The organism is Phreatobacter sp., assembly GCF_051860605.1.
Taxonomy (GTDB): domain Bacteria; phylum Pseudomonadota; class Alphaproteobacteria; order Rhizobiales; family Phreatobacteraceae; genus Phreatobacter.
On record NZ_JBHYDR010000003.1, the window covers coordinates 1 to 23,365 of the forward strand.

Genomic DNA, 23,365 nt, shown 5'->3' on the forward strand with positions numbered 1-23,365 from the left:
GTCGCGACACTCATGCCGCCCCTCCCGCCCGGAAGGCCGCAACCGCCGGGCCGAGGCGCGGCATGGCCGGCCGGTCCACGGCGCCATATTCGCGGGCGAAGGCGCCCGGCGCCTCGTCCACCACCGTGACCGAGCCCCGGTCATGGACCAGCCGCAGCGGCAGGCCGCCATTGGCCGCCGTCAGGACGAAGCGGTCGGCCAGCCGCACCACGAAGGGCAGCGTCCAGCCCGGCAGGCGGGCCTCTGCACTCAGGCCGCCAAAGGCGACTGTGACGAGCGGCGTCATGGCGATGTCTCCTCGCAATGGCAGGTCAGGTAGCCGCGCTTCGGCACGTCCTCGAGCACGGCGCGGATATCGAACAGGCGGGTGCCCCGGCGCAGCCGGTGGGCGGCGGTCAGGCCCTCGCGGCGGCGGAGCAGGATGCGGTGGGTGAGACGCTGGGCGAGCCGGTCCTGCTGGCGCGCCTCGGTGCCGCCGAGCGGCTGGATCAGGCCCCAGAGCGAGGCCTCCCCGGCGAAGCTGCGGACGGTTCCGCCCGACCCGTCCGGGGTTTCCACCGGTCCCTCGAGCAGGAGGCGATGGCGCAGCACGCCGGGATTGACGCCGGAGGCCGTCGTGCTCATGCCACCCTCCGCACCTGGAAGGGCGCGATCAGCGCCTCGATGCCGCGCGGCGTCACCGACACCTCGTGGCCGATGCCGACCAGCGTGCGGTTCTCGAACCAGTGGGCGGCGAGCAGCCGGACCGCCTGGACGAGCGGCGCCGGCACGTCGTCCGGCCCGCCGAAGCCCGCCGTCACCTCGATGGCGATGCCGCCGAGCGGCACGGCCGGGACCGGCAGGCTGCGCGGCCGGAAGGCAAGGCGCGGCGGCTGGCCGAGGCCGTCGAGCGTCAGCCCGGTCAGGGCAAGATCCTCGGGGCCTTCGCCTGCATCCACCGTCACGCGGTCGAGGCTGGTCACCGGCCCGATCGGCAGGGCGATGCGGCCCGAAGCCGGCCAGGAATCGCGGGTGATGCGCCAGCGCTGGGTGATGAACACCTTCTGCGTCAGCGCCTCCAGATGGGCGCGCGCCGCCATGGCGACGGAAGCGATCAGCGCGTCCTCCTCCGCCCCGTCCAGCTTCAGGAAGGCCTTGAGGTCGGCGGGCGTGACCGGCTCGGCGGCCGGCGGTTCGATGCGGTAGAGGCTCATGGCACCCTGTCCTTGTGTCCGTGGGTGGCGGCGGGCGGCCGCCGGGTTCATCGAAGCTGCCGAAGCCTGCCGGTCCGCCCGGCGGCAGCGCGGCAGGGCGCTGTCGCTTCCGTGACGATCCGGCGGCGAGACTTGCGCGGGCCGTGGCGCCGGTCTGTGACGGCGGTCACCGGGCGGGCGGTTGTGAGGCAACGTTCCGGCTGCAGCACCGGACTGCGTGCTGCGTCGGTCTGTGACGGCGGTCATCGGGCGGGTGGGCCTCTTCACGAAGACCCCACCCTCACCCTCTCCGCGCGGCAGCACGGGGAGGGTGAGGGTGGGGCTGGTTCTCATGCGCTACTCCCACCCGCCCCATTGTTGACATGGCGGCCCGGCACAGGGCCTGATCCGCCCGACGCGCCCCCGAAGGACCTGCCGTGCATCGACCTCTCCTCGCAGCCGGCCTCGTGGCCCTGACGGCCACCCTGCCGGCCAGTCCCGTGCGCGCCGTGATCGGCGGCAGCCCGGTGGCCCAGGGCGACGCGGCGGCCGCCCATACCGTGATGATCTCCGGCCGCAACGGCTTCTGTTCGGGCGCGGTGATCGCCCCGCAACTGGTGCTGACCGCCGCCCATTGCGTCGATGGCGGCGACCAGCTTGCCGTGCTCGTCTTCGGCGCGGGCCGGGTGCCTGTGTTCAACGAGGTGACCGGCCGTGCGGTCCATCCCGCCTACCGGCGCGCCGACTGGCAGGCCCGCCGCACGGCGGTGGACCTTGCCGTGGTGCGCACCGCCCGGCCGATCGGCGGAAGCTTCCGCCCGGCCGCGCTGGCGACCGGCGGCGTGCCGCCGGCCGGCTCCGCCATCCGCCTGGTCGGCTACGGGCCCGCCCGCGAGGGCGATGCCCGCAGCGCCGGGGTGCTGCGATCCGCCGCGTTGACCGTCACCGGCCGCCCCTCAACCTATCAGGTCAGGCTGACCGGAGGGTCAGGCGCGCCGCTGGGTGCCTGCACCGGCGATTCGGGCGGCCCCGTCTTTGCATCGCAGTCCGGCCGGCCGATTCTGGCCGGCATCGTCAGCTGGACGACCGGCCCCGGATCGTCCCGCTGTGGAACCCTGACGGGCACCGTTCCCGTCGCCCCCCACCGCCGCTGGATCGAAGACACGGTCCGGCGCCTCGGAGGTTCGCAATGAGGCAGAGCATGAAGGCCCCCCGTCTCACGGCCGCATCCTTGAGCGCCGCCCTCGCCGCGCTGGCGCTGGCGGCAACGCCGGCGCAGGCGATCATCGGCGGCAGCCCGGTACCGGCCGGCGACATCGCCGCCCGGTCCTCGGTGCTCGTCGTCACCGGCGACGCCAATGGCTGCACGGGCACGCTGATCGGCCGGCGCAGCGTGCTGACGGCGGCCCATTGCGTGGCCGGCGCCCGGCTCGCCGTCATCGCCTTCATCCGCGATGCCCGGATCGTGGCCCTGACCCCGGTGGTGGCCGCGGCCGGCCATCCGGGCGTTGCCAGCCCGTTCGGCGGCACCGCACCCATCGACGTCGCCGTGCTGACCATGCGCGACCTGCCGCCGGCCGGCTATGGCCCGGCCCGCATCGGCTCGCGCGACCCGGCGCCCGGCTCGCGGGTGACGATTGCAGGCTTCGGCCGGCAGCAGCTCAACAGCATGCGCAGCGCCGGGCAGCTCCGGCGCGTGTCGCTCCCCGTGATCCAGCGCTCGCCCTCGGGCTATGTGGCGCTGGGCGACCGGCGCCGCATCGAGCGCGGCTTCGGCCCCTCGGCCTGCCAGGGCGATTCCGGCGGGCCGGCCTTTGCCGGCGGTTCGGTGGTCGGAGTCGTCAGCCTCGTCTCCGGCCCGCCGGAGACGCGCGGCTGCGGCTCGCTGACCGTGACGATGCCGGTGGTCGGCATCGCCCCGTGGATCCGCGGCGCGGTGGCCGCCGGCGAGCGCCGGGCGCCGGGCAATCCGCGGGTCGCGGTGCTGCCGCCGCCGCGCGCGCCCGAACGGTCGGGCCTGCCGCCCTGGGCGCGCATCGACGGCGGCAACCCGCCCTGAGGCGGAGGCCTCAGGCCGCCACCTTCAGCAGCTTGATCGCGTCGAAATCGGCCACCCCGCCGCCAACCCGCTTGGTCGTGTAGAACAGCACGTAGGGCTTGGCCGAATAGGGATCGCGCAGGATGCGCAGCCCCAGCCGGTCGACCACCAGATAGCCGCGGCGGAAGTCGCCGAAGGCCACCGGCGTGGTGCCGGCGCCGATGTCGGGCATGTCCTCCGCCTCGGTGACGGGGAAGGTGAACAGGCTCGCCTCCCCGCCCGCCCGGGCCGGCGGGGTCCAGACATAGGCGCCCGAGGCATCCTTGATCCGGCGCACGGCCGCCTGGGTGCGACGGTTCATGACGAAGCGGCCGTTCTGGCGGTAGCCGGCCTTGAGCGCGTGGACGAGGTCGATGATGAGGTCGGCGGCATCCTCGTCCGGCAGGCTGGCGGCCGCGCCGGTGGTGAGGAAGCCGAGCTTGCCCCATTCCCACGCGCTTTCCGCCACCTGCGTCACCGCGAGGAAGCCGGTCGGCTTGTTGGTGCCGTTGCCGTTGACGAAGGCGGCGCCCTCCTGCTCGGCGAAGACCGTGTCGATCTCGCCGGCCAGCCAGGCCTCGATGTCCACTGCCGCGTCGTCGATCAGCGTCTGGGTCGCCGCCGGCATGGCATAGAGCTCCATGGCCGGGAACACCTGTTCGGCGAGCACCGGGCTGTCGGTCTGCGGCCGCGATGCCGTCTCGCCGACCCAGCCGGAAGCAGGACCGGTGCGCGAGAACGGCCGGCGGTAGGTGCCGGCCGAGATCGACCTGACGCCCGCAATCGCTCGGATCGGCGAGACCGCCGCCAGCCGCTGCGTGACGGCCGTCTCCACCTCGGGCGGGGCCAGATAGCCGCCATCCGGGCCGGAGCCGGCGGACAGCGCGCGGGTCTCAACGGCCCTGAGCGCGGTCGTCTCGCCGGAGCGGATATAGGCCTCGAAGGCGGCCTTGTGCTCGCCCGCGCCGGGGCGGGGAGCGCCGGTCTCGCGGCCGAGCGGCGGCCGGCGGGCCTCCAGCACCAGCCGGTCGAGCCGGGCCATCTTCTCGTCGAGCGCGCGGTCGATGCGGGCGACCTTCTCCTCGGTCAGCACATCGCCGGCACGCCGCTCGATCTCGGCGAGGCGCGCGTCGTTGGCCTCGCGGAAGGTCTCGAACAGGCGCATCAGCTCGGCATGGGTCAGGTGCGCCTCGTGGGGCAGCACGGCCTTGGCCTCGGGCGAGGCATTGGTATGGATCTCGGGCATGGTCTGATTCCCTCGTTGGGGGTGGTGAAACGAAAAACCCGCGCCGGGGCGCGGGTTGCGGGGGTGGAAGGCAGGTCCGGTCAGGCTGCGACCCGCAGGACCCGTGCGCCGGCAAGCGCCGGGAAGGTGACCACCGAGACCTCCCAGAGATCGACCTCCAGGAGCCGGCGCAGGCCGCCGCGCCGGCCGGGAGCCGCACGGATCGCGCGGAAGCCGATGGACAGCCCGTCCACGGCACCGGCGGCCATCAGGTCGCGCGCCTCGCGGCCGCGGGTGGTGGCGGTGACGAGCTGGCCGGTGACCCTGAGGCCGACCGGATCCTCGGACAGGCCGAGCCAGCAGCCGATCGGCTCGGCCGGATCGTGCTGCCAGAGCATGCGGATGCCGGCCGGCCCGCGCCGGATCAGCGAGGCGGCGAAGGCGCCGCGCTCGACCACGTCGTTCTGCGCGTCGGCGAGGCCGAACAGCGAGGCATAGCCGGTGAACAGGCCGGTGCCCGGATCGAGCCGGGGCGGCGGCGCGATGTCGCGCAGGGCAGCGGGGGGGCGGCTCATCGGGCGCCTCCCCGGCTTCCTGCGCCGGCCTTCGGCCCGGAAGGCGGGCGGGCGCCGCCGCGCGATTCCAGCCGGGCCAGCGTCTCGACGAAGCGGCCGATGGTTTCGCGCGCCGGCGGCGGCGGCGGGCTTGTCTCGCGTTTCGGTTTCGGATTCAGGCGGATGGGCATCGGCTCTCTCCCGCGGCGGCCGCCGCGGGGGGCCGGCGCCGCTACTGTTCCAGCACGAGGCTGTTCTGGGCGAATTCGAAGCGGCGCAGCCGCGTCAGGTAGCTCATGCCGAGCAGGTTCGTGCCGAGCGCGCCGGCCGGCATGACCATGGTCTCGACCCCGGACACAGCGAGGCCCTCGACCTCGAGCCTGGCCAGCGTCACCCGCCAGGCCCGGACATTGCCGTTGGCGGTGCGCACCTCGACATTGGGCGGCGTGCCGGGCCGGACCAGATTGAGCGACAGCCCGGTCTCCCAGGTGAGGGCGACCAGCGTCGCGCCGGTGTCGACGAGCATGGACAGGTGCCGGCCCTCGGCCCGGGCATTGACCTGGAAATGGCCGCCCTGCCCGGACACGATGCGGCGCATCGGCCAGGATGCGGCCTCGGGCCGCGCCGGGGGGGCCGTCGCGACCTGCGCCTGCGGCGCGCGTTCGGCGCCGACCATGGCGGTCAGCATGGTGAAGGCCTCCGGCTGCATGACGGCGGCAGCCCCCAGCGGCAGCATCAGGAGGTAGAAGGACTTCGGCAGCATGGCGCGCACTCCGGGCCTTTGCGGCATCCTGGAGCGCCCGCCTCTGCCGGCCGGTTAAACGGCGGCAGACCTCGCCCGTCATGGTGAACGGCTGGCGAAGACCGGCGTGACAATGCGGTCAGTCCCCGCCCCTGCCGGCCCGCTCGTTGAAGCGGGCAAGCTCGCGCACGAAGGCGTCGAAGCGGCGGTTGGCGGCGGCCAGTTCCCTTAACGTCCAGACCAGCAGGCCGGTGGTCGCGGCGGCCCACATGAACAGGGCGAGGGCGGCAAGGTCGGCCCGCTCGGCGAAGGCGCGCAGGACGGGTTCTGCGGATGGCAGCATGGAAGGCTCCGGGCTTGCGTGTGGCAATCGGCAATGGGCAGCTTGCAGTCGGTCGTGGGGGAGCTGACTTGCCACACCCTCACCCTCCTCGCTGCGCGGAGAGGGTGAGGGTGGGGCCCGGCCAGCAAGGCTGGCCGGCATCGGCGTTTTGCATCCGTCGAGGAGCGCGAGCGCCCGGCGAACGGACCTCGACGGACGCAGAAGTCCGGATGCGGGCCCGCCTCACCCCTCCGGCCGCTCGCGCGGATAGCCGACCGCCTCGCGCTTTTCGGCGTCCGAGAGGAATGTTGCCCGCTCCACCCGCCGCCACAGGCTCTCGCGCTCGGCATGAAGCGCGCCGATGGCGTCCTCGTCGGGGATGGCGACAAGCCCCTCCCCCGGCGCCAGCCAGCCGAGCAGCGCGCCCATGATCCTTCGGCCGAGCGGCAGGGCCGTGTCGCGGCAGAAGGCGCGGTTGGCCTCCTGGTAATTGGCATAAGTGGCATCGCCCGGAATGCCCAGCACGATGGGCGGCACGCCGAAGGCGAGCGCGATCTCGCGCGCGGCGCCATGCTTGGCCTCCATGAAGTCCATGTCCTTCGGCGTCAGCGACAGCGCCTTCCAGTCGAGCCCGCCCTCGAGGAGCAACGGCCGGCCGGCATTGCGGGCGCCGGCAAAGCCCTCCTCCAGCTCGTGTTTCAGCCGCTCGTACTGGTCCTCGGAGAGCGTGCCGTCGCCGCCGGAATAGACCAGCGCCCCGGAAGGCCGCGCGGCATTGTCGAGCAGCGCCTTGGTCCAGCGGGTGGCCGCATTGTGGATGTCGATGGCGGCGGCCGCGGCGGTCAGGGGGCTGAGGCCGAAATGGTCGTCGAAGGGGTGCGGCAGGGTGATGTGCAGGACCGGCGGCACCTCGCCCTCCTGCGTGAAGCGCAGGCGGCGGCCGTCGACCTCGTAGTCGAAGGCGGCGGGCCGGCCGCCCTCGCCGGGGACAAGACGCATGCGATCGGGCCTCAGGACATGCAGTTCGCGCATCTCGCCGCCGACCGACACGGCTTCGACATAGGCATTGCCGGTGAGCAGAAGGTGGCTCACCAGCATGGCCGTCAAGGCGAGCCGGTCCTGCGCGCCGTTCGGCCGCTCGACCAGAAGCACGGCCGGATGGGCGGAGGCATCCGCCCCGTCGCGCGTCACCTGGAAGGGGATCTCGGCGACCGCCCCGGCGACGCGCGCCACGGCCCGCGCCGCCACCGGGTTCACCGCCAGCGCCTCGGCATGGAAGCGGCGCGGCTCGGGATGGGTCCAGGCCGCGCGCGGCGGACCGGACAGGGCGATGAGGGCCGCGCGGGAGCGTTTCGCCTCGGGGGCGCGGAAGAGCGAGGACAGAAAGGACATGAGGGTCTCCGCAAGCGGCGGGAAGGGGTTGAAGCGTCAGGTTGCGCGGGCCGGGGCACGGGTCGCGCCAGGTGGATGGCAGGCAGATGGCTCTGCCGGTCTTGCGTCCTTCGAGGCTCGCCCGTTCCGGGCTCGCACCTCAGGATGAGGAAGGTGGTGGGTTGCACGACCGGCGGTTTGGAGTGCGGCGGGTCGAGCCTCATCGGCCGCCGATGCCAGCAACCACCCCCCTCTGCCAGCAGCCACCCCCTCTGCCAGCGGCCACCCCCTCTGCCAGCAAGGCCCCTCCGATGCCAGCCACACCCCCCCTCATCCTGAGGTGCGAGGCGAACGCCGAGCCTCGAAGGACGCAAAGCCCTTGATGCAGGCCCCACCCTTGCCTAAAGCCCCCGCACCCGCGCCTCGGCACGGGGCCTAAGCGCCAGATGGGTCACCGCCCAGACCAGCGCGTCGAGCCGGTCGGGGCTTGCCCCGTTCGACAGGCCGTCGGGGCCGAAATCGGCCATCTCGTCCTCCAGCGCCGGGAAGCGGCCGGCATGGCGCACCCGGCCCTGTGCATAAAGGGCCGCGACCGGCTCGGCGCGCAGGTGCTTGGAGCGCGCCGCCCGCACCGGCGTGACCGGCACGTCGGGGGCGACCTCGCCGATCACGGCGGCCACCATGTCGCCGCCCTGGTTGACCTCGACGACGAGAGCATCGGCATCGAGCCGCCGGTAGAGCGCCGCGGCCCGGGCGGCCCATTCGTGGGGCTTCAGCCCGCCGGCGCTGTCGTCGGCGAGAACGAACACGATGCCGTCCGCGTCGATGCCGGCCGCGACGATGCCGCAGGCATCGGCACCCTTGCGGTGCGAGGCCGGCGGGTCGACCGCCACCGCGATGCGCCGGAGGGCCGGCGCCGCCGTCACGCGGCCGGTCTCGAAGGTCTCCCGCGAAAACAGCGCGCCGGCCCGGTCCGCGATCAGTTCGCCGTCCAGTTCCTGCCGGCCGAGCCGGGTGCCGCCATAGCGGGCGAGAAGGTCCTTCACGACGCCGGGGGCGAGATTGGCGGCATTGGCGGCGGTGGCCGAGCGCGTCACGGCCGTTGCCGGATCGGCGAGCAGGCGGCGCATCAGCGCGGTCGGCCGCGGCGTGGTCGTGACCAGAACGCGCGGTCGCTGACCGAGGCGCAGGGCAAAGCTCAGCATGTCCCAGACCGCCTCCGCGTGAACCCATTTGCCGGCCTCGTCAGCCCAGGCGGCGTCGAATTGCGGCCCGCGCAGCGCCTCCGGGTCTTCGGAGGAGAAGCCGTGCGCGACCGCTCCGTTCGGCCAGACCAGCCGGCGCCGCGAGGGCTCGTAGCGCGGCCGCTCCGCCGGAAAGCCGGTGGCGAGGAGCCCCGAGACCCCCTCGACCATGACCTCGCGGACCTGGTCGATGGTCTCGCCGATCAGCGCGATGCGACCGGCGGCGGGGGCAAAGCCGTCGCGGCCGTGGACGATGCCGTGGACCCATTCGGACCCGGCGCGGGTCTTGCCGGCGCCGCGCCCGCCTATGAAGGCCCAGACCCGCCAGGCCCCCGGCGGCGGCATCTGTTCGCGCCGGGCGAAGGCCGGCCAGAACGCCTTCAGGCGGATGATCTCCGCCTCAGGCAGGGCCGCGAGCGCCTCCGGCCTTGCCCGGGGCAAGCTGCGCCGCAAGGCCTTCAGCCCAGGCTTCGGCGTCCACAGGCGCTGCGACGGGCTCGGCATGGTGCGCTTCGGCATGGAGATCTCCGGCGGGGGCGCGGGCAGCAGTGCGGCCGGCGAGCGCCTTGCGGTCGAGCGCGGCCAGCCGGTCGAGGGTCGCGGCCAGCGCGCCGAGGCGGCGGGCGGCGGTGGCCGAGGGGCCGCCGAGACTGGCCTCCACGGCCTCGATCTCGCGCTCGGCGGCGTCATAGAGCCGCCGGACGAGGCGGGGCCGTTCCGGGCACTCCGCGAGGCCCGGGCAGGGCAGGCCGCGATGGGAGACGGCCTCGCCGGACGGGGCGGGATCGACCGACAGGCGCAGCGGCGGGGCGGTGACGGGCGTCCCGGCCTGCCCCTGCCCCTGTCCGGCCCGTTCGGGAGCCGTGCGGCCAGATTTCGCCGGCGCCGCCATGGCGGTGGACCGGGGGCCGCCTGGAGCCGCGATCTCGGGTGGACCGGAAGAACCGGACTGAGGCAAGATAACCTCCTGATGTTTCGCGTGATTCAGCTCGGCCTGAAGGCCCGGAAAAACAAGCGCCCGGCCGGGGTTTCCCCCGCCGGGCGCAGTTTTCGAACATACCCAGAATCTATCAAACCATCGTCACGCTGTCAAGGACCATATTCATAGAAAATGACGGTGGTCCTGTTGGCGATCGGGAAGACCGAACAGCGGCTCGCGACGACCCCGGCCCCGGCAAGACGGGTCGTGCGTCCTTCGAGGCTCGGGCTGACGCCCTCGCACCTCAGGATGAGGACGGTGGAGACCTGCAGGCCCGGCAGCCGATGCCGGGCCGCCGCGCTTCATCCGCCGCTGATGCAAGCCACCACGCTCCTCGTCCTGAGGAGCGAGCGACAGCGAGCCTCGAAGGACGCAGGATGCCGATGCCGATGCCGGGCCGCCCTTACGCCTCCTCGCCGAAAATCTCGCCGGCCTTCAGCGGCTTCATGCGAATCAGCCGCGAATCCTCCACCGCCGCCTGACGGTGCTTCACCGCCTCGCGATAGGCCGGGTCGCGCAGCATGTCGATGAAGGCCTGACCGGTCGGATATTCGGCGATGAAGGCGATGTCCCAGCGCTCGGTCTCCGGTCCGATCAGCACGAGGTCCGGCCGCCCAATCCAGTGCTGGCGGCCGCCGAGCCGGCGGAACACCGGCCCGCTCTCGCGGCCATAGGCCCGGTAGGCCTCAAGTCCCGTGGCCTGCCGGCCATCCGGATAGGCCGCGCTCTGCCGCAACCGGACGAGGTTCAGCATGTGGATCGGCTCGTCGGTCGGCAGGTCGCGGAAGGCTGCGAAGCGCTCCTTCGTCGGGTCGATATGGCCGGTGGTCTCGCTCATGGCAGGGCTCCCTCGTTGCCGATGAGACTAGCCGCACCGGACGGCGCCGCCACCCGTCGAAGGAGGGAGACGGTTCCCAACGCCGCCCGGCCGGCCTAGCCTGAGGCCCGGCTCGCGGAGACAAGGCGCATGACCCCCGACATCCTCGGCGACGGCTGGACATGCCGGACGCTTCAGCTTGCCCCGGACGCCGAGGGCGAGGTGGTGGCCAGCCTCGTCCATCGCGACCGGCCGCCGCGCGACGGCCCGGCTGTGCTCTATGTCCACGGCTTCATCGACTATTTCTTCCAGACCCATCTGGCCGAGGCGCTGGAGGCGGCCGGCTGCGACTTCTATGCGCTGGATCTGCGCAAATACGGGCGCTCTATGCGGCCCCACCAGACACCGAACCATGCCGATGATCTCGCTGTCTATGACGCGGAGCTGGACCTTGCCGCCGAGATCATCCGTGCTGAACGCGGCCATTCGGGTCTTGTGCTGATGGGCCATTCGACCGGCGGGCTGGTCGCCAGCCTGCATGCCCACCGGCGGCCCGGTGCGTATCGGGCGCTGGTGCTGAACAGCCCCTGGCTCGATCTGAATGCCGGCTGGCTGATGCGCGGTCCGGCGACCGCCGTCATCGACGTTCTGGGCGGCCTGATGCCGCATCTCGTTCTGGCGAAGGGGCTGGCCGAGGCCTATGGCCTGTCCATCCACCGTTCCGGTGGCGGCGAATGGGACTATGACCTCGCCCTCAAGCCGCTGGCCGGCTTTCCGGTGCGGGCCGACTGGATGCGGGCGATCCGGCGCGGCCATGCGGCGGTGGCGGCGGGTCTTGCCGTCCCCTGCCCGGTGCTGGTCTGCTGCTCGGACGCCTCCGGCCCGACCACCCGGAGCCATGACGCGATCGACCGGACCGACAGCGTGCTGGATGTCGAACAGATCGCGGCCCGCGCCCACCGGATCGGCCCCCATGTGACGCTCATCCGCATCGCCGGCGGACTGCATGACCTCGTCCTGTCGAAGCCGCCGGTGCGCGAGGCCTATCTGGCCGCGGTCACCCGCTGGCTCGGGGTCTACGGGCCGGAGTGAGGCGCTTCAGCGGCCGGCGCAGGCGATGCACAGCCGGGCGGCGGGGTCGACGCCGAGCCGGCCCTTGCCGATGAACTCGCCGCAGTCGAGGCAGAAGCCGTAGTCGCCGGCGGCCATGCGGTCGAGGGCCGCGCCGATCTGCTGGAGCCGGACCTGCCGGCGGCGCTGGGTCGCCTCGGCCATGGCCTGAACCTGAAGCGCATCCATGCGGGACAGCCGCCCGACGCTCTGCTGGTCGAGTTCGACGGGAGCCCGATCGGCCGCGGTTGCCGCCACCTCGGCCTCGAGTACCTGCCGCTCGGCCTCCAGCTTCGGGCGGAAGATGCTGTCGAGATCGTCCTGTCCAGGGTCGGTCATGCTCGCCTCCGGCAGCCATGGTCGGCTGTTCCGGGGCGGCGGGCAATGGCCCGCCCCAATGGCCCGCCCGGCATGTCCGCTCGCCGCGCCGCCCGAGACGCGGGTGGCGATCATGGTCCGCGCTTCTGCTGCCGCTTCACCTGCGTCAGCGGCGCAACCGACGGGCTGCTGTCATGACGTGCGTCTCGTTCCGCCGCAGGAGCCGGCAATAGACAACATTGCCTGGCTCATCCCGATGAACCTCGATCTCGGCTGATGGCGCGGCCTGTTCAGACATCGAATAAAGCTCGTGCTCGTTTCGATAGATCAGTCTCCAATCCATGATTCCGGCCATGTATCCCCTGCCGTGACTGTCGCGGGTGAAGTTTCCCACAATCAGAATGCCGCCTTCCTCGAGGGATTCGTAGAGAGCCCTGATGAGGGCAACGCCAAATTTGTGAGGAATATAATCGAACAGTCCGGCTGAATAGATGAGGCTGAATCGTTCGTCCAAACCTTTTCTGACGATGTCCGACACAGGCGCGTTGATCAACCTTGTTATGTATTGATAGGACCGGCTTGCTTCGAACAACGACTCCTCGTCCTGGTCGAGAGCCCATATTTCGCATTTGTACCCTAGGCCGGCGCGATCCAACTCGCGCATATGCCCCGATGCCACGGAGAGAATGCGGGGCGACTCCGTCGTTTCGGCAACCCTGTCGATTTGGCTGGCGAGCAGGTTCGCCCGGTAGATGATGCTCCTGGCATTGGGCAGCCCGATCGTGGCCTGGTGGATGATACGGCCCATGGGAGACAGATTCATCGCCTGCGGTCGATAAATATAGTCCAGCATTACGGCGTCACCAGCATAGCCTCTCGGCTTCTCGAAAGCACGTCGGGTATAGGGATCTTCCAGGAAATATGAATGGATGGGATGCCGGTTGCACAGCGAGACGAATTCGTCAGTTGTCCCTGCTGCGACAGACGCGTCAAAGGCATCGTTCAGCTTCAGTGCGAGCTGGTCGACAATCGTGATGTCTGGTGCCGACTTGAGGATGGCGGCCGCAGAATCCAGAGTTCTTGAGACCTCGCGCATCTCAATGACCTGTGCAGGTGCAGGGGGCGGCGGCCACCCGGGCATCGGCCGCAGGGGGCGATGCAGCGCATCCCTCGTCTCCTGCCAGGATCAGGCAGGGCGGCCGCCCGTGACCTTGCACACGCTCATCGATGCCGGTGCTTCCAACCCTGGCAAGGACCAACTGACCTGCGAACCCGGACCGCATTTCCATCCTCCCCCAAAAGCGGGAAGATCATGAGCGGAGCGGCAGGGCAGGACGCCCCCCTTTCGGGTGGGTCGGAGCGAGTTGGTGCTCCGGCGACATGGGGTCCGATTCTGACCGCCCTTGCGTTTTCCGGATGGATTGAAGAACCGTCTCTCGCCTCCGGCAGCCTCACGTTCCCTCGGCCATCGGCCAGTCGGCGAGGTGCTCCTCCAGTTCGGCCAGTGCCTTCAGGTCATGCTCATGGGCGGTGATGCGGCCGCGCACCGAGATGCCGGCGGCATGGACGGACTGCGGATCGCCCGAGACCAGCGGATGCCACCAGTAGAGATCGGCGCCCTCGGCCACGAGGCGATAGGCGCAGGTGCGCGGCAGCCAGGGCAGTTCCCGCACCTCCTCCGGCGTGAGGCGCACGCAGTCCGGCACCTTCTTCTGCCGGTTCGCATAATCCGTGCAGCGGCAGGCCTCGCCATCGAGCAGCGTGCAGGCGACCGAGGTATAGACGACCTCGCCGGTGTCCTCGTCCTCCAGCTTGTTCAGGCAGCAGCGGGCGCAGCCGTCGCACAGGCTCTCCCATTCGGTGCGGGACAGCTGTTCGAGGCTCTTGGTCTTCCAGAACGGGATCGATCGATCCTGCACGCCGCCTGCTCCCTGTCTGCCGGACCCGGTCTGCCTGACCCTGCCCCGCAGGTAACCATGAATCGAGGTCGGACCGTGAAGCGGCCCGCCCGGTTGGCCGGGGAATGCCCTTTCCGCTATGGTAAGCAGATCGTCAACACCAGACCTTCCTGAGGGATTCGCCGGGTGAGCGACTTCACACCCAGGAGCGGGTGGGGCGCGACGCTGAAGCGCGTCTTGCTCGACCTCGATGCGCGGCTGAACGACGGGCTCTGGCGGCTCGCCGGTGCGGCCGGCCGTGCCTGGGAGCGGCTGGCGGACCTTGCCGACCGCGTGCAGCTGTTCGGCTGGAAGCGGGTCGGTGCGGAGGTGGCGTCCGAAGGCATGACGCTCGGCACCGGCGGGCTCGTCGTGCTGCTCATGCTCGCCATTCCCGCCTTCCGCGAGACCGACGAGAACTGGCGCACCCGCGGCGACCTGTCGGTGGTGTTCCAGGACCGCTATGGCAACGAGATCGGCCGGCGCGGCATCCGCCTGAACGATTCCGTGCCGCTGGAAGAGTTCCCCGACCACATGATCAAGGCGGTGCTGGCCACCGAGGACCGGCGCTTCTACGAGCATTACGGCATCGACCTGATCGGCACGCTGCGCGCCCTGATGACCAATGCGCGGGCCGGCGGCGTGGTGCAGGGCGGCTCGACGCTGACCCAGCAGCTGGCCAAGAACCTGTTCCTGTCGAACGAGCGCTCCATCGAGCGCAAGATCAAGGAGGCCTTCCTCGCCCTGTGGCTGGAGGCGCGCGCCACCAAGAACGAGATCCTGAAGGCCTATCTGGACCGGGCCTATATGGGCGGCGGCGCCTTCGGCGCGGAGGCAGCCTCGGAATATTACTTCGGCAAGTCGGTTCGCGACGTGACGCTGGCGGAAGCCGCCATGCTGGCCGGCCTGTTCAAGGCGCCGACCCGTTTCGCCCCGCATGTCAACCTGCCGGCGGCTCGCGGCCGCGCCAATGTCGTGCTCGACAACCTGGTCGAGGCCGGTTTCATGACCGATGGCCAGGTGTTCGGCGCAAGGCGCAATCCGGCAACCCCCATCGACCGCAAGGACGAGGTGGTGCCGAACTATTATCTCGACTACGCCTTCGAGGACGTGAAGCGGCTGGTGGCGGCGACCCCGCGCATCACCGACAAGGTGCTCACCGTGCGCACCGGCCTCGACCTCACGATCCAGCGGCAGGCCGAACTGGCGGTGGAATCGGTCATCCGGCAATACGGCACCGACTATCGCGCCTCGCAGGCCGCCGTGGTGATGATGGATGTCGACGGCACCATGCGCGCCATCGTCGGCGGGCGCGACTATGGCGCCAGCCAGTTCAACCGCGCCACCGAGGCGATGCGCCAGCCCGGCTCCTCGTTCAAGCCGATCGTCTATGGCACGGCGATGCGCGAGGGGCTGATCAACGGCCGCTCCATCGTGGTCGACCGGCCGATCTGCCTCGGCAACTGGTGCCCGCAGAACTATGGCCGCTCGTTCTCCGGCTCGACCACCGTGACGGCGGCGCTGGTGCGCTCGATCAACACCATTCCGGTCATCCTGACCCAGCAGATGGGCCGCGGCGACAGCCGCATCGGCCGGCGCAAGATCATCGAGACGGCGCGGCAGATGGGCATCACCCGGCCGCTGACCGATTCCGCTCCGCTGCCGATCGGGGCGGCAGAGGTCTCGCTCATCGAGTTGACCACGGCCTATGCGAGCTTTGCCTCCGGCGGCTTCGCCGTGACGCCCCATGCCACCGTGGAGATCCGCAACACGGCCGGCGAGACGCTGTGGCGCGCCGACCGGGACCTGCCGCGGCCGCGGCGCATCTTCTCTCCCGAACTGGCCGCCGAGATGAACGCCATCATGGTCGGCGTGGTGGAATCGGGCACCGGCCGGCGCGCCCAGGTGCCCGGCGTGCAGGTGGGCGGCAAGACCGGCACCACCAATTCCTATCGCGATGCGCTGTTCATCGGCTATTCGAGCCAGTTCGTGACCGGCGTCTGGTACGGCAACGACGACTATTCGCCGACCAACCGGATGACCGGCGGCTCGCTGCCCGGCATGACCTTCTCGCAGGTCATGGCCGCCGGCCACCAGGGCCTGGACCCGCGCCCGATCTTCGGCCTGCCGGACCGGCCGCGTCCGGCCGCCCCCGGCGCGCCGAGCGCGGCGCCGGTGCCGAGCGCCGGCCTGTTCGAGCGGCCGCAGGTTCTCTCGCGCCGTTCACTGGAGGTGCTTGGCCGCATCGAGCGGCTGCTGCGCGAGACCTCCGAACCCGCCCGTCCCGGCCCGCTGACCTCGGCGCCCGACGCGCCGGGCGGCGCGGTCGTGCGCTGAGGGAGCGGAACCCTTGCGCACGCTGACGGGCCTGTTCCTGATGCTTGCCATCGGGGCCGCGACCGGGCTCGGCCTCACCGCCAGCACGGTCGGGCGGGAAACCGGCGCCGGCGTGCTGCAGATCGGCCCGTGGCTCGCCACGCCCAAGGCCGGCACGGGCGAGGCCGACCCCTATGCCCGCGCCGTCACTGCCCGGCTCGGCACCCTGCCCCTGGCGCTCGCCGACGGCCTCGCCCTGATCGCCTCGCGCGACGATGCCGGCGAGGCGCTGGACGGCCGCTGCACCTATCTCGTCTCGGGCTCCATGCCGCCGGCCCGGTTCTGGACCGTGGCAGTGGCCGGCGAGGACTGGCGGCCGGTGGTCGACGAGAGCGTCCGGCAGGGTTTCACCAGCCACGAGATCGTCCGCTTCGGCGAGCGTCCAGCCGATATCACGGTCGGCCCGGAGGCCCGGCCCGGCAACTGGCTGCCCTCGGGCGGCGCCCCGTCCATCCGGCTGATCCTCAGGCTCTACGACACGCCGATCGCCACCACCATCTCGCCGGGCACGGCCATGCCCTCGATCCGGCGGAGGTCATGCCCGTGACCCGCCGCCTTGTCGCCGCCCTGCCCTGGATCGTCGCCGGCCTGATCCTCGGCCTGATCGTCCATATCGCCACGATCTTCGCGCTGCCGCGGCTGGCGCCGGCCGATGCCCGCGCCCGGCTGGCCGGTCTTGCCGAGATCAACCGGATCACCACCCTGTCGGGCCGCGGCGAGACCGTGCTGCCGCTCGCCGACCCCGCCTTCGAGACGGCCGTGTGCCGGTTCGACCTGTCGCGCGGCGTGCTGCATGTGCGCGCCCCGGTGACGCCGCACTACACCTCGATCTCGCTCTACACGGCCACGGGCCTCGCCTTCGGCGCCATCAACGACCGGGCGGCGGCGCGCGGCACCATGGACCTGTTCGTGGTGACGGCAGCGCAGCGGCGCGAGCTTGCCACGGGCGAGGAGGAGACCGCCGCCGACAACCTCATCATGGTCTCGCCGACCACGGAGGGCTTCGTGCTGGTGCGGGCGCTCGCCGCCCAGCCCTCGATGGCGCCGCTCATCCGCGAGCAGCTGACCAACGGCGCCCTGTGCGAGATCCTCACCCCCGAACAGGTGGCGGGGGATTGAAGTCGACCGCCTATTTGCTGATCACCGTCTCCTCGCGCGGCGTCATTGGGTAGTAGCCGGGACCCGGCACCTCGACGCCGACGCGGCCGCGGGCCGGAACGGCCGCGCACAGCTTGTCGAATTCCGCGATATCGGCACGCAGGCCCGCCAGCTCGCGCTCGGCCATCACCGCCTGCGGCTCCGGCGTGGCTACGATCTGGGTGTGCAGCGCGCAGCGATAGGCCTCGGCGTGCTGGTCGAGCCCGTGGCGCACCCAGCGCACGATCATGCGGTTCTCGGCGATGCGGTCGCGCGCCGAGCGCACCTCGACGGGCGACAGATCCGGGATATAGCCGAGCGCCCCGGCGCGCACCCGGTCGGCCTCGGCCACCTGCACGGCCTTGGCGCAGAAGGGCCGGATGCGCTGGCGGTCGGCGCGCATGTCATCGGTCATGCGCACGAAGCGCGAGGTCGACGAGCGATAGGCCTCGCGGGCCAGCGTGCGGCAATAACCGCGCGGATCGGGGTCATAGGCGACCGGATCGCCGATGCGGGTGCGGCGCAGCTCGGCCCAGAACTGGTTCCAGCGGTCGAGGGGATGGGTCGGCATCATCAGCCCGTAGCCAAGCTGGCGCAGCTCGCGCTCGGCATCGGTCATGGCATAGCCGGAGACGGGCTCGCCGCGCTGGCGGGCGGCATGGTCGCCAAGCCAGGGCATGATCTCGTCATTGAGGACATTGGGGGCGGGCCGGCCGAGATCGCCCTGCGGCGCGCAGCCGGCGAGCGTCATCGCGGCAAGGCCGGCGAGGAGGAAGCGGCGCGTGCTGGCGCCATTGAGCGGACGCGCGGACACGTGCGGCATGCGGAACGGAGCCTTCAGTTCGGCCGGGTGGAGGAAAACGCTCGGAACGCGAACTCAGGCACTCTTGCGGCGGCGGCGCGGCTTGTCTCCGCCCCGGAGCGGCGGCTCCACCGTCAGCATGGGGGGAGCGGGCAGATCATGACGCTGGATGTCATGACGCTCGATCCGGATCACGGGCAGCAGCAGCACCGCGCCTCGCGGGGTGTCCCCGAGGTCGGGTCCGGCGACCCGCCGTCGTTCCAGTGGAAAGCGCAGTACCAGACCCATGGATCCCTCCTGTGCGCTGCCCTCCAATGCGGCCATGCCCGGCGGTCATCCGCCGACGCGCGGGGGCATTTAGGAGGCCCTTTGGTTAACGAGGCGTTAGCGGGAGGCGGGTGATTGCGCGAATGGTTGGCTTGCGGTGAATGCGGCGCCGGGCGTGTCCCCGGTGCAACGATGAGGCCTGCCGCTGCGCGATGCTGACCTGCGCGGGGCAGCATGTTCACCCCGGTAGCGGCGGTCTAGAGACCCTCTGGTGAACAATCCGCCGCCCGCCGGCCTGCTGAGGCCTCACAGCCGCACGATAGCCTTCGGCTTCTGCCTCGCCTTCCTGTCCTCGTTCGGCCAGACCTATTTCATCGCCCTGTCGGTTCCGGACATCCAGTCGGCCTTCGGCCTGTCGCACGGCCAGGTCGGCGGCATCTTTTCGGGCGCGACCCTCCTGTCGGGCATCGTGATGATCTGGGCCGGCGCCTGGATCGACCGGGTGCATGTCGGCACCTTCGCGGCCCTCTCGCTCGTCGGGCTTGCCTGCGCCGCCTTCGCGCTGACCATCGCCCCCACCGTCTGGCTGGTCGCGGCGGCTATTCTCGCCCTGAGGCTGTTCGGTCAGGGCACGCTCAGCCATGCGGCGCTGACCATGACCGCGCGCCTCCCAACACCGGTGAGAGGCCGGTCCATCGGGCTCGCCAGCCTCGGCTTCCAGGTCGGAGGCGCCCTGCTGCCTCCCGCCGGCATCGCCGCGATGGCCGCCTTCGGCTGGGTTTCGGCCTGGCAGGCCATCGCGCTCGCGTTGCTGGTGATGGCGGGGCTGGCCTATCGCAACCCGCTCAATGCGCGCGAACTGAGCCCTGTCGCCGGCGCGGCGGCAGATGGCAGCCGCTATCGCGCGCGGATCCTGCTGCGCGACCGCCGCTTTCTGATCTTCGTGCCAGCCATGATGGGACCGGCCGCCATCTCCACCGGATATTTTTTCCACCAGCGCCTGCTGGCGGACCGGCTGGCATGGGGGCTGGACGGCCTGGCGATCGGCGTGTCGCTCACCGCGCTCGTGTCGATCGCCGGCACGATGGCGTTCGGTCTCCTGGTCGACCGCTTCGGCGCGCGGCGGTCCAGCCGCATCTTCCTGCTGCCGCTTGCCGCCGCCTCGATCGTGCTCGGCTTCGCCACCGGCCCCTATGGCGCCGCCGTCTTCTTCGTGCTCATGGGCATCACCACGGGCGCCAACGGCGTGGTGATCACCTCGCTGCTGGCGGAGACCTTCGGAAGCGAGCAGATCGGCACGGTCAGGGCTGTCGCGGCCTCGGTGATGGTGGTAGCTTCCGCCATCACGCCATTCGTCATGGGTGTCGCTTTCGATGCGGGTATAGGAATCGGACCGATCGGCCTTGTAGCCGCGGCCTATCTGATCGCAGCCAGCCTGCTGTGCATCAGGGCCGCCCGCCGCCCCTGACGCAATCTCATCGCCCCACCCAGTCCCGTTACCGGAGACCACCGTGATCGTCACCGTGGAAGCCCAGCCCTTTCCCGACCAGCAGCCGGGCACATCCGGCCTGCGCAAGCCGACCGGCCATTTCGCGCAGCCGCACTATCTCGAACTGTTCATCCAGTCGGCCTTCGACGAACTCGCCGTCGAGGGCCGGACGCTGGTGCTGGGCGGCGACGGGCGCTTCTTCAATGACCGGGCCATCCAGTCGATCCTGCGCATTGCCGCCGCGAACGGGGTGAGCCGCATGATCGTCGGCCGCAACGGCCTGCTCTCGACGCCGGCGGCCTCGGCCCTGATCCGCTCCCGCAAGGCCCATGCCGGCATCATCCTGTCGGCGAGCCACAATCCCGGCGGTCCGGATGGCGATGTCGGCGTCAAGATCAACATGGCCCATGGCGGCCCCTCCCCCGCCCCGGTCACCGATGCGATCTTCGCGCGGAGCAAGCGCTGCCACGGCTATCGGATCTGGCCGGCCGGGGATGTCCCGCTGGACCGGGACGGGCTCCAGACGCTGGGGGCGATGCAGGTCGAGATCATCGACAGCGTGGGGATGTTCGCCGACCTGATGGAGAGCCAGTTCGACTTCGGCGCGATCGCCTCGCTGTTCCGGGGCGGCTTCACCATGCGGTTCGACGCCATGAACGCGGTGACCGGCCCCTATGCCATGGAGATCTTCGAACGGCGGCTCGGCGCCCCGGCCGGCACCGTGATGCGCGCCACGCCCCTGCCGGACTTCGGCGGCGTGCATCCGGACCCCAACATTCACCATGCCGAAGCGCTCTACGAGGAGGTCGTCCGCGCCGGTGCCGTGGATTTCGGAGCCGCCTCGGACGGCGATGGCGACCGCAATCTCATCCTCGGTCCCGGTATGGTGGTGTCGCCCAGCGACAGCCTGGCCGTGATCGTCGCCAATGCCCACCGCGTCCCGGCCTTTGCTAAGGGCCTTGCCGGCGTGGCGCGGTCCATGCCCACGAGCCGGGCCCTCGACCGGGTCGCGGCCCGGCTCGGCATCCCCCTGTTCGTGACCCCGACCGGCTGGAAGTTCTTCGCCAACCTGCTCGAGGCGGGACGCATCACGATCTGCGGCGAGGAGAGCGCGGGAACCGGATCGGACCATGTCCGCGAGAAGGACGGGCTCTGGGCGGTGCTCATGTGGCTGAGCATTCTGGCCGCGCGCCGGCTGTCGGTCGCCGCGATCATGCACGACCATTGGGCGAGCTTCGGGCGGGACTATTCGCGCCGGCTGGATTTCGAAGGCCTGGAGACCGACAAGGCCAACCGGATGATGCAGGCGCTGCGCGACAGGCTGCCGGCCCTGCCTGGGTCGACAACGGCCGGCCTGACGATCCGGGACGCCGGCGATTTCAGCTATGTGGACCCGGTCGATGGCAGCGTTGCCTCCGGCCAGGGCATCCAGCTTGTCAGCGAGGATGCCCGCATCGTGTATCGGCTGTCCGGGACGGGGACGCGCGGCGCCACCCTCAGGGTCTATCTCGAGCGCAACGAGCCGCGGGCAGGCTTTCAGGATCTCGACCCCGGACAGGCGCTCGCCGACCTGCGCCAGGCATCGCTGGCAATCGCCGAGACCGGACGTTTCACGGGTGAAACCGTGCCGACGCTCGAAAGCTAGGCCCTGCGCGGCCGGCAGGGGACCGCGGTTTCGTCGCCGTGGATATCCGCAGTCCATCGCTCGGACCGAGGGCAGACACCGATGATCTGCCCGTCGACAGGAAAGGGCGCCCCCTTGCGGGAGCGCCCTTGCCGTCAAGACCGCAATCCGACCCGAGGTCAGCTGCAGCGGCGCTCACGGCGCACCACGACGGTGCCGTTGGGCCGCTCGGTGCGGATCACGACGTTGCGGCAGCGCTCGCGAACCACCACGCGCGGGGCGCGGCGCTCGCGAATGATGACGCGCTCCGAGCCGCGGTTGCGACGATAGCCCGGCCGGTCGTCACCGGCACGGACGGAGATCCCGCCCTCGCCGGCGCGGATGCGCAGGTCCTGGGCGAACGAGGGGGCGCTGAAGAGCAGTGCGGCGGCAAGCGCGCCGAGAGACAGGTATTTCATGGGGTCCTCCCAAGGATCAGGCGAGTGTCAGGGCCCCGATAACCTCCGGCGCTGCGGAAGGTTCCCTGTCAGGTGATGTGAATTGACATTGCGCGCCGGGGGCGCCCGGACGCGGGCTTGCGCAAGACCAGGAGCCTGGCGCGAAAAACCGGTTAACGAGGCGCTAACGGGTTAGGCACTAGTGTCGTCAACCGGCGGCCGGACCTCAGCCGCACCCCATGCCGAACACCCTGTCACCCGTCCGCACCGGACCGATCCCAACCGCATGCCCGAGTCGCGCCTGCCTCCGGTCCAGTCCCTCGTCGGTCTTGCGCGGTCGAACGGCATCGACGTGCGGACGACGCTGCTGCGCGTCGTCGTCGACCAGTTCGTTCTCCATCCCCGCCACCCCGCCGAGGAGGTGACCCGGTTCGGCGAGCTGGTGCTCAACCTTCTCGACCGCGCCGGCGAGGCCGACCGCGCCATCGTCGCGGCCAAGCTTGCCGACCATCCGCAGACGCCTCTGGCGGTGGCCCGACGGCTGGCGGCCGATACGGCGCGCGTCGCCCTGCCCATCCTGGCACGCTCCACGACCCTCTCCGACGACGACCTGTTCCTGGCCGTGCGCTCGGGCGATGCGGACAAGGCGCTGGCGGTGGCGCTGCGCGAGGACATCGGCATTGCCGCGCTGGTGGCGCTTGAGGACATGGACGATGCGCGCATCCGCGCCGCCCTCGCCTCGCGCGCCCGCCGGCTCGGCCCCCCGCCGACGATCCAGCAGCGCGCGGCCCTCTTCCTCGACAGCGGCACCTCCGGGCGCGAGGCGATCATCGCGGCGCTCGCGCTGGAAACCCGCCCCTCCCTGCCGCCGCCCGACGGGCCCGACCCGATGCAGGGCCGGGCGATCGAACGGGCGGCCCTGACCCGCCGGCCGGACGCCCTCGCGGAGGCGCTGGTCCTCCATCTCGGCCTGCCGGCGGCCATCGCCTCGCGCATCGCCTCCGACCCCGGCGGCGAGCCGCTGGTGGTGCTGGCACGGGCGCTCGACCTCGGCGTCGAGGCAGCCACACGCATCCTGATCTTCACGCTGGGCGAGGCGGGCGCTGGCGCAGGCGCGCTGCAGCAGCTGCGCGAGCTCTACGATGCCGTGCCGCGCCCGGTGGCCATGGCGCTGGCCGGCGGCTGGCAGGCGCATCAGCCCGCGATGGACAAGCCGCGCACCGGCCGCCACCAGCCGGCCACGGCAAGCGATTCAAGCGACCATGTCGGTGCCCGCCGCGCCGCCAGCCCGGCTGCCCGCACGGCCCGTCGGCCAGGCGATCCCGTGGCCGTGCCCGGCCGCAGCCGCCGCGAGACCTGACCGGC

General features: G+C 71.2%; 27 protein-coding genes. 9 read left to right on the plus strand and 18 right to left on the minus strand.

Annotated elements, in window-relative coordinates; translation table 11 throughout:
* Positions 1 to 10: 10 nt before the first annotated feature.
* From ACTIFS_RS05475 to ACTIFS_RS05485, 3 genes are read right to left on the minus strand one after another with little or no spacing between them, the layout of a single operon-like run.
* Positions 11 to 286 carry a hypothetical protein gene (locus tag ACTIFS_RS05475; protein WP_439573052.1) on the minus strand — a complete coding sequence of 92 codons (276 nt, stop codon included), beginning with the start codon at positions 284 to 286 and terminating at the stop codon, positions 11 to 13.
* Positions 283 to 624 carry a phage head closure protein gene (locus ACTIFS_RS05480; RefSeq protein ID WP_439573053.1) on the minus strand — a complete coding sequence of 114 codons (342 nt, stop codon included), beginning with the start codon at positions 622 to 624 and terminating at the stop codon, positions 283 to 285. Before ACTIFS_RS05480 ends, ACTIFS_RS05475 begins: the two co-directional genes overlap by 4 nt.
* Positions 621 to 1,193, minus strand: coding sequence for a head-tail connector protein (locus tag ACTIFS_RS05485; protein WP_439573054.1), 573 nt, complete (start codon positions 1,191 to 1,193; stop codon positions 621 to 623). Before ACTIFS_RS05485 ends, ACTIFS_RS05480 begins: the two co-directional genes overlap by 4 nt.
* Before the next feature lie 416 nt (positions 1,194 to 1,609).
* On the opposite strand from ACTIFS_RS05485, the gene ACTIFS_RS05490 reads away from it, so the two are divergent.
* On the plus strand, positions 1,610 to 2,365 hold the full coding sequence (locus ACTIFS_RS05490; protein WP_439573055.1) for a S1 family peptidase: 756 nt from the start codon (positions 1,610 to 1,612) through the stop codon (positions 2,363 to 2,365).
* A gap of 8 nt (positions 2,366 to 2,373) precedes the next feature.
* A complete protein-coding gene (locus tag ACTIFS_RS05495; RefSeq protein WP_439573056.1) occupies positions 2,374 to 3,231 on the plus strand; it encodes a trypsin-like serine protease in 858 nt (285 codons plus the stop codon).
* A 10-nt stretch (positions 3,232 to 3,241) separates the two neighbouring features.
* Here the strand turns inward: ACTIFS_RS05495 and ACTIFS_RS05500 are convergent, their stop codons facing one another.
* The 9 genes from ACTIFS_RS05500 to ACTIFS_RS05540 all read right to left on the minus strand — a co-directional run bounded on the left by ACTIFS_RS05500 (position 3,242) and on the right by ACTIFS_RS05540 (position 10,524).
* Positions 3,242 to 4,495, minus strand: a complete 1,254-nt coding sequence (locus ACTIFS_RS05500; RefSeq protein ID WP_439573057.1) for a phage major capsid protein — start codon at positions 4,493 to 4,495, stop codon at positions 3,242 to 3,244.
* An 80-nt stretch (positions 4,496 to 4,575) separates the two neighbouring features.
* Positions 4,576 to 5,049, minus strand: a complete 474-nt coding sequence (locus tag ACTIFS_RS05505; protein WP_439573058.1) for an HK97 family phage prohead protease — start codon at positions 5,047 to 5,049, stop codon at positions 4,576 to 4,578.
* Complete coding sequence (locus ACTIFS_RS05510) at positions 5,046 to 5,219, minus strand: hypothetical protein (RefSeq protein WP_439573059.1); 174 nt, start codon at positions 5,217 to 5,219, stop codon at positions 5,046 to 5,048. The genes ACTIFS_RS05505 and ACTIFS_RS05510 overlap by 4 nt, the downstream gene beginning before the upstream one ends.
* Before the next feature lie 41 nt (positions 5,220 to 5,260).
* Positions 5,261 to 5,791 carry a TIGR02281 family clan AA aspartic protease gene (locus ACTIFS_RS05515; RefSeq protein WP_439573060.1) on the minus strand — a complete coding sequence of 177 codons (531 nt, stop codon included), beginning with the start codon at positions 5,789 to 5,791 and terminating at the stop codon, positions 5,261 to 5,263.
* Between the two features lie 118 nt (positions 5,792 to 5,909).
* Positions 5,910 to 6,113: a hypothetical protein gene (locus ACTIFS_RS05520; protein WP_439573061.1), complete on the minus strand. Its 204-nt coding sequence runs from the start codon at positions 6,111 to 6,113 to the stop codon at positions 5,910 to 5,912.
* 222 nt (positions 6,114 to 6,335) lie between these two features.
* The gene (locus ACTIFS_RS05525) at positions 6,336 to 7,484 is read right to left on the minus strand and encodes a phage portal protein (protein ID WP_439573062.1); all 1,149 of its coding nucleotides are present in this window, start codon (positions 7,482 to 7,484) and stop codon (positions 6,336 to 6,338) included.
* Positions 7,485 to 7,864: 380 nt separating this feature from the next.
* Entirely contained in the window at positions 7,865 to 9,226 is a 1,362-nt protein-coding gene (locus ACTIFS_RS05530) for a DNA-packaging protein (protein WP_439573063.1), read from the minus strand.
* Entirely contained in the window at positions 9,108 to 9,665 is a 558-nt protein-coding gene (locus ACTIFS_RS05535) for a hypothetical protein (protein WP_439573064.1), read from the minus strand. The genes ACTIFS_RS05530 and ACTIFS_RS05535 overlap by 119 nt, the downstream gene beginning before the upstream one ends.
* 424 nt (positions 9,666 to 10,089) lie before the next feature.
* Positions 10,090 to 10,524, minus strand: coding sequence for a DUF1330 domain-containing protein (locus tag ACTIFS_RS05540; protein WP_439573065.1), 435 nt, complete (start codon positions 10,522 to 10,524; stop codon positions 10,090 to 10,092).
* 129 nt (positions 10,525 to 10,653) lie between these two features.
* Here ACTIFS_RS05540 and ACTIFS_RS05545 point away from each other — a divergent pair, with 129 nt between their 5' ends.
* Complete coding sequence (locus ACTIFS_RS05545; protein WP_439573066.1) at positions 10,654 to 11,595, plus strand: alpha/beta hydrolase; 942 nt, start codon at positions 10,654 to 10,656, stop codon at positions 11,593 to 11,595.
* Positions 11,596 to 11,601: 6 nt separating this feature from the next.
* Here the strand turns inward: ACTIFS_RS05545 and ACTIFS_RS05550 are convergent, their stop codons facing one another.
* The 3 genes from ACTIFS_RS05550 to ACTIFS_RS05560 form a co-directional block, all read right to left on the minus strand.
* The gene (locus ACTIFS_RS05550) at positions 11,602 to 11,952 is read right to left on the minus strand and encodes a TraR/DksA family transcriptional regulator (RefSeq protein ID WP_439573067.1); all 351 of its coding nucleotides are present in this window, start codon (positions 11,950 to 11,952) and stop codon (positions 11,602 to 11,604) included.
* Positions 11,953 to 12,097: 145 nt separating this feature from the next.
* On the minus strand, positions 12,098 to 13,027 hold the full coding sequence (locus ACTIFS_RS05555) for a hypothetical protein (RefSeq protein WP_439573068.1): 930 nt from the start codon (positions 13,025 to 13,027) through the stop codon (positions 12,098 to 12,100).
* 355 nt (positions 13,028 to 13,382) lie between these two features.
* Positions 13,383 to 13,850: a YcgN family cysteine cluster protein gene (locus ACTIFS_RS05560; protein ID WP_439573069.1), complete on the minus strand. Its 468-nt coding sequence runs from the start codon at positions 13,848 to 13,850 to the stop codon at positions 13,383 to 13,385.
* Between the two features lie 165 nt (positions 13,851 to 14,015).
* Here ACTIFS_RS05560 and ACTIFS_RS05565 point away from each other — a divergent pair, with 165 nt between their 5' ends.
* The 3 genes from ACTIFS_RS05565 to ACTIFS_RS05575 are packed head-to-tail and all read left to right on the plus strand — an operon-like array spanning position 14,016 to position 17,363.
* The gene (locus ACTIFS_RS05565) at positions 14,016 to 16,205 is read left to right on the plus strand and encodes a transglycosylase domain-containing protein (protein ID WP_439573070.1); all 2,190 of its coding nucleotides are present in this window, start codon (positions 14,016 to 14,018) and stop codon (positions 16,203 to 16,205) included.
* 13 nt (positions 16,206 to 16,218) lie between these two features.
* Positions 16,219 to 16,791 carry a DUF1214 domain-containing protein gene (locus tag ACTIFS_RS05570; protein WP_439573071.1) on the plus strand — a complete coding sequence of 191 codons (573 nt, stop codon included), beginning with the start codon at positions 16,219 to 16,221 and terminating at the stop codon, positions 16,789 to 16,791.
* On the plus strand, positions 16,788 to 17,363 hold the full coding sequence (locus tag ACTIFS_RS05575) for a DUF1254 domain-containing protein (protein WP_439573072.1): 576 nt from the start codon (positions 16,788 to 16,790) through the stop codon (positions 17,361 to 17,363). The genes ACTIFS_RS05570 and ACTIFS_RS05575 overlap by 4 nt, the downstream gene beginning before the upstream one ends.
* 10 nt (positions 17,364 to 17,373) lie before the next feature.
* Here ACTIFS_RS05575 and ACTIFS_RS05580 read toward each other — a convergent pair whose 3' ends face one another.
* Positions 17,374 to 18,204, minus strand: a complete 831-nt coding sequence (locus tag ACTIFS_RS05580) for a hypothetical protein (protein WP_439573073.1) — start codon at positions 18,202 to 18,204, stop codon at positions 17,374 to 17,376.
* A gap of 54 nt (positions 18,205 to 18,258) precedes the next feature.
* Positions 18,259 to 18,471, minus strand: a complete 213-nt coding sequence (locus ACTIFS_RS05585) for a hypothetical protein (RefSeq protein WP_439573074.1) — start codon at positions 18,469 to 18,471, stop codon at positions 18,259 to 18,261.
* A gap of 250 nt (positions 18,472 to 18,721) precedes the next feature.
* Between ACTIFS_RS05585 and ACTIFS_RS05590 the strand changes: the two genes are divergently transcribed.
* Positions 18,722 to 19,918, plus strand: a complete 1,197-nt coding sequence (locus ACTIFS_RS05590) for an MFS transporter (RefSeq protein ID WP_439573075.1) — start codon at positions 18,722 to 18,724, stop codon at positions 19,916 to 19,918.
* Between the two features lie 43 nt (positions 19,919 to 19,961).
* Positions 19,962 to 21,584, plus strand: coding sequence for an alpha-D-glucose phosphate-specific phosphoglucomutase (locus ACTIFS_RS05595; RefSeq protein ID WP_439573076.1), 1,623 nt, complete (start codon positions 19,962 to 19,964; stop codon positions 21,582 to 21,584).
* Positions 21,585 to 21,742: 158 nt separating this feature from the next.
* On the opposite strand, the gene ACTIFS_RS05600 is transcribed toward ACTIFS_RS05595, so the two are convergent.
* The gene (locus ACTIFS_RS05600; protein WP_439573077.1) at positions 21,743 to 22,021 is read right to left on the minus strand and encodes a hypothetical protein; all 279 of its coding nucleotides are present in this window, start codon (positions 22,019 to 22,021) and stop codon (positions 21,743 to 21,745) included.
* Positions 22,022 to 22,286: 265 nt separating this feature from the next.
* Here ACTIFS_RS05600 and ACTIFS_RS05605 point away from each other — a divergent pair, with 265 nt between their 5' ends.
* Entirely contained in the window at positions 22,287 to 23,360 is a 1,074-nt protein-coding gene (locus tag ACTIFS_RS05605; RefSeq protein ID WP_439573078.1) for a DUF2336 domain-containing protein, read from the plus strand.
* Positions 23,361 to 23,365: the final 5 nt, after the last annotated feature.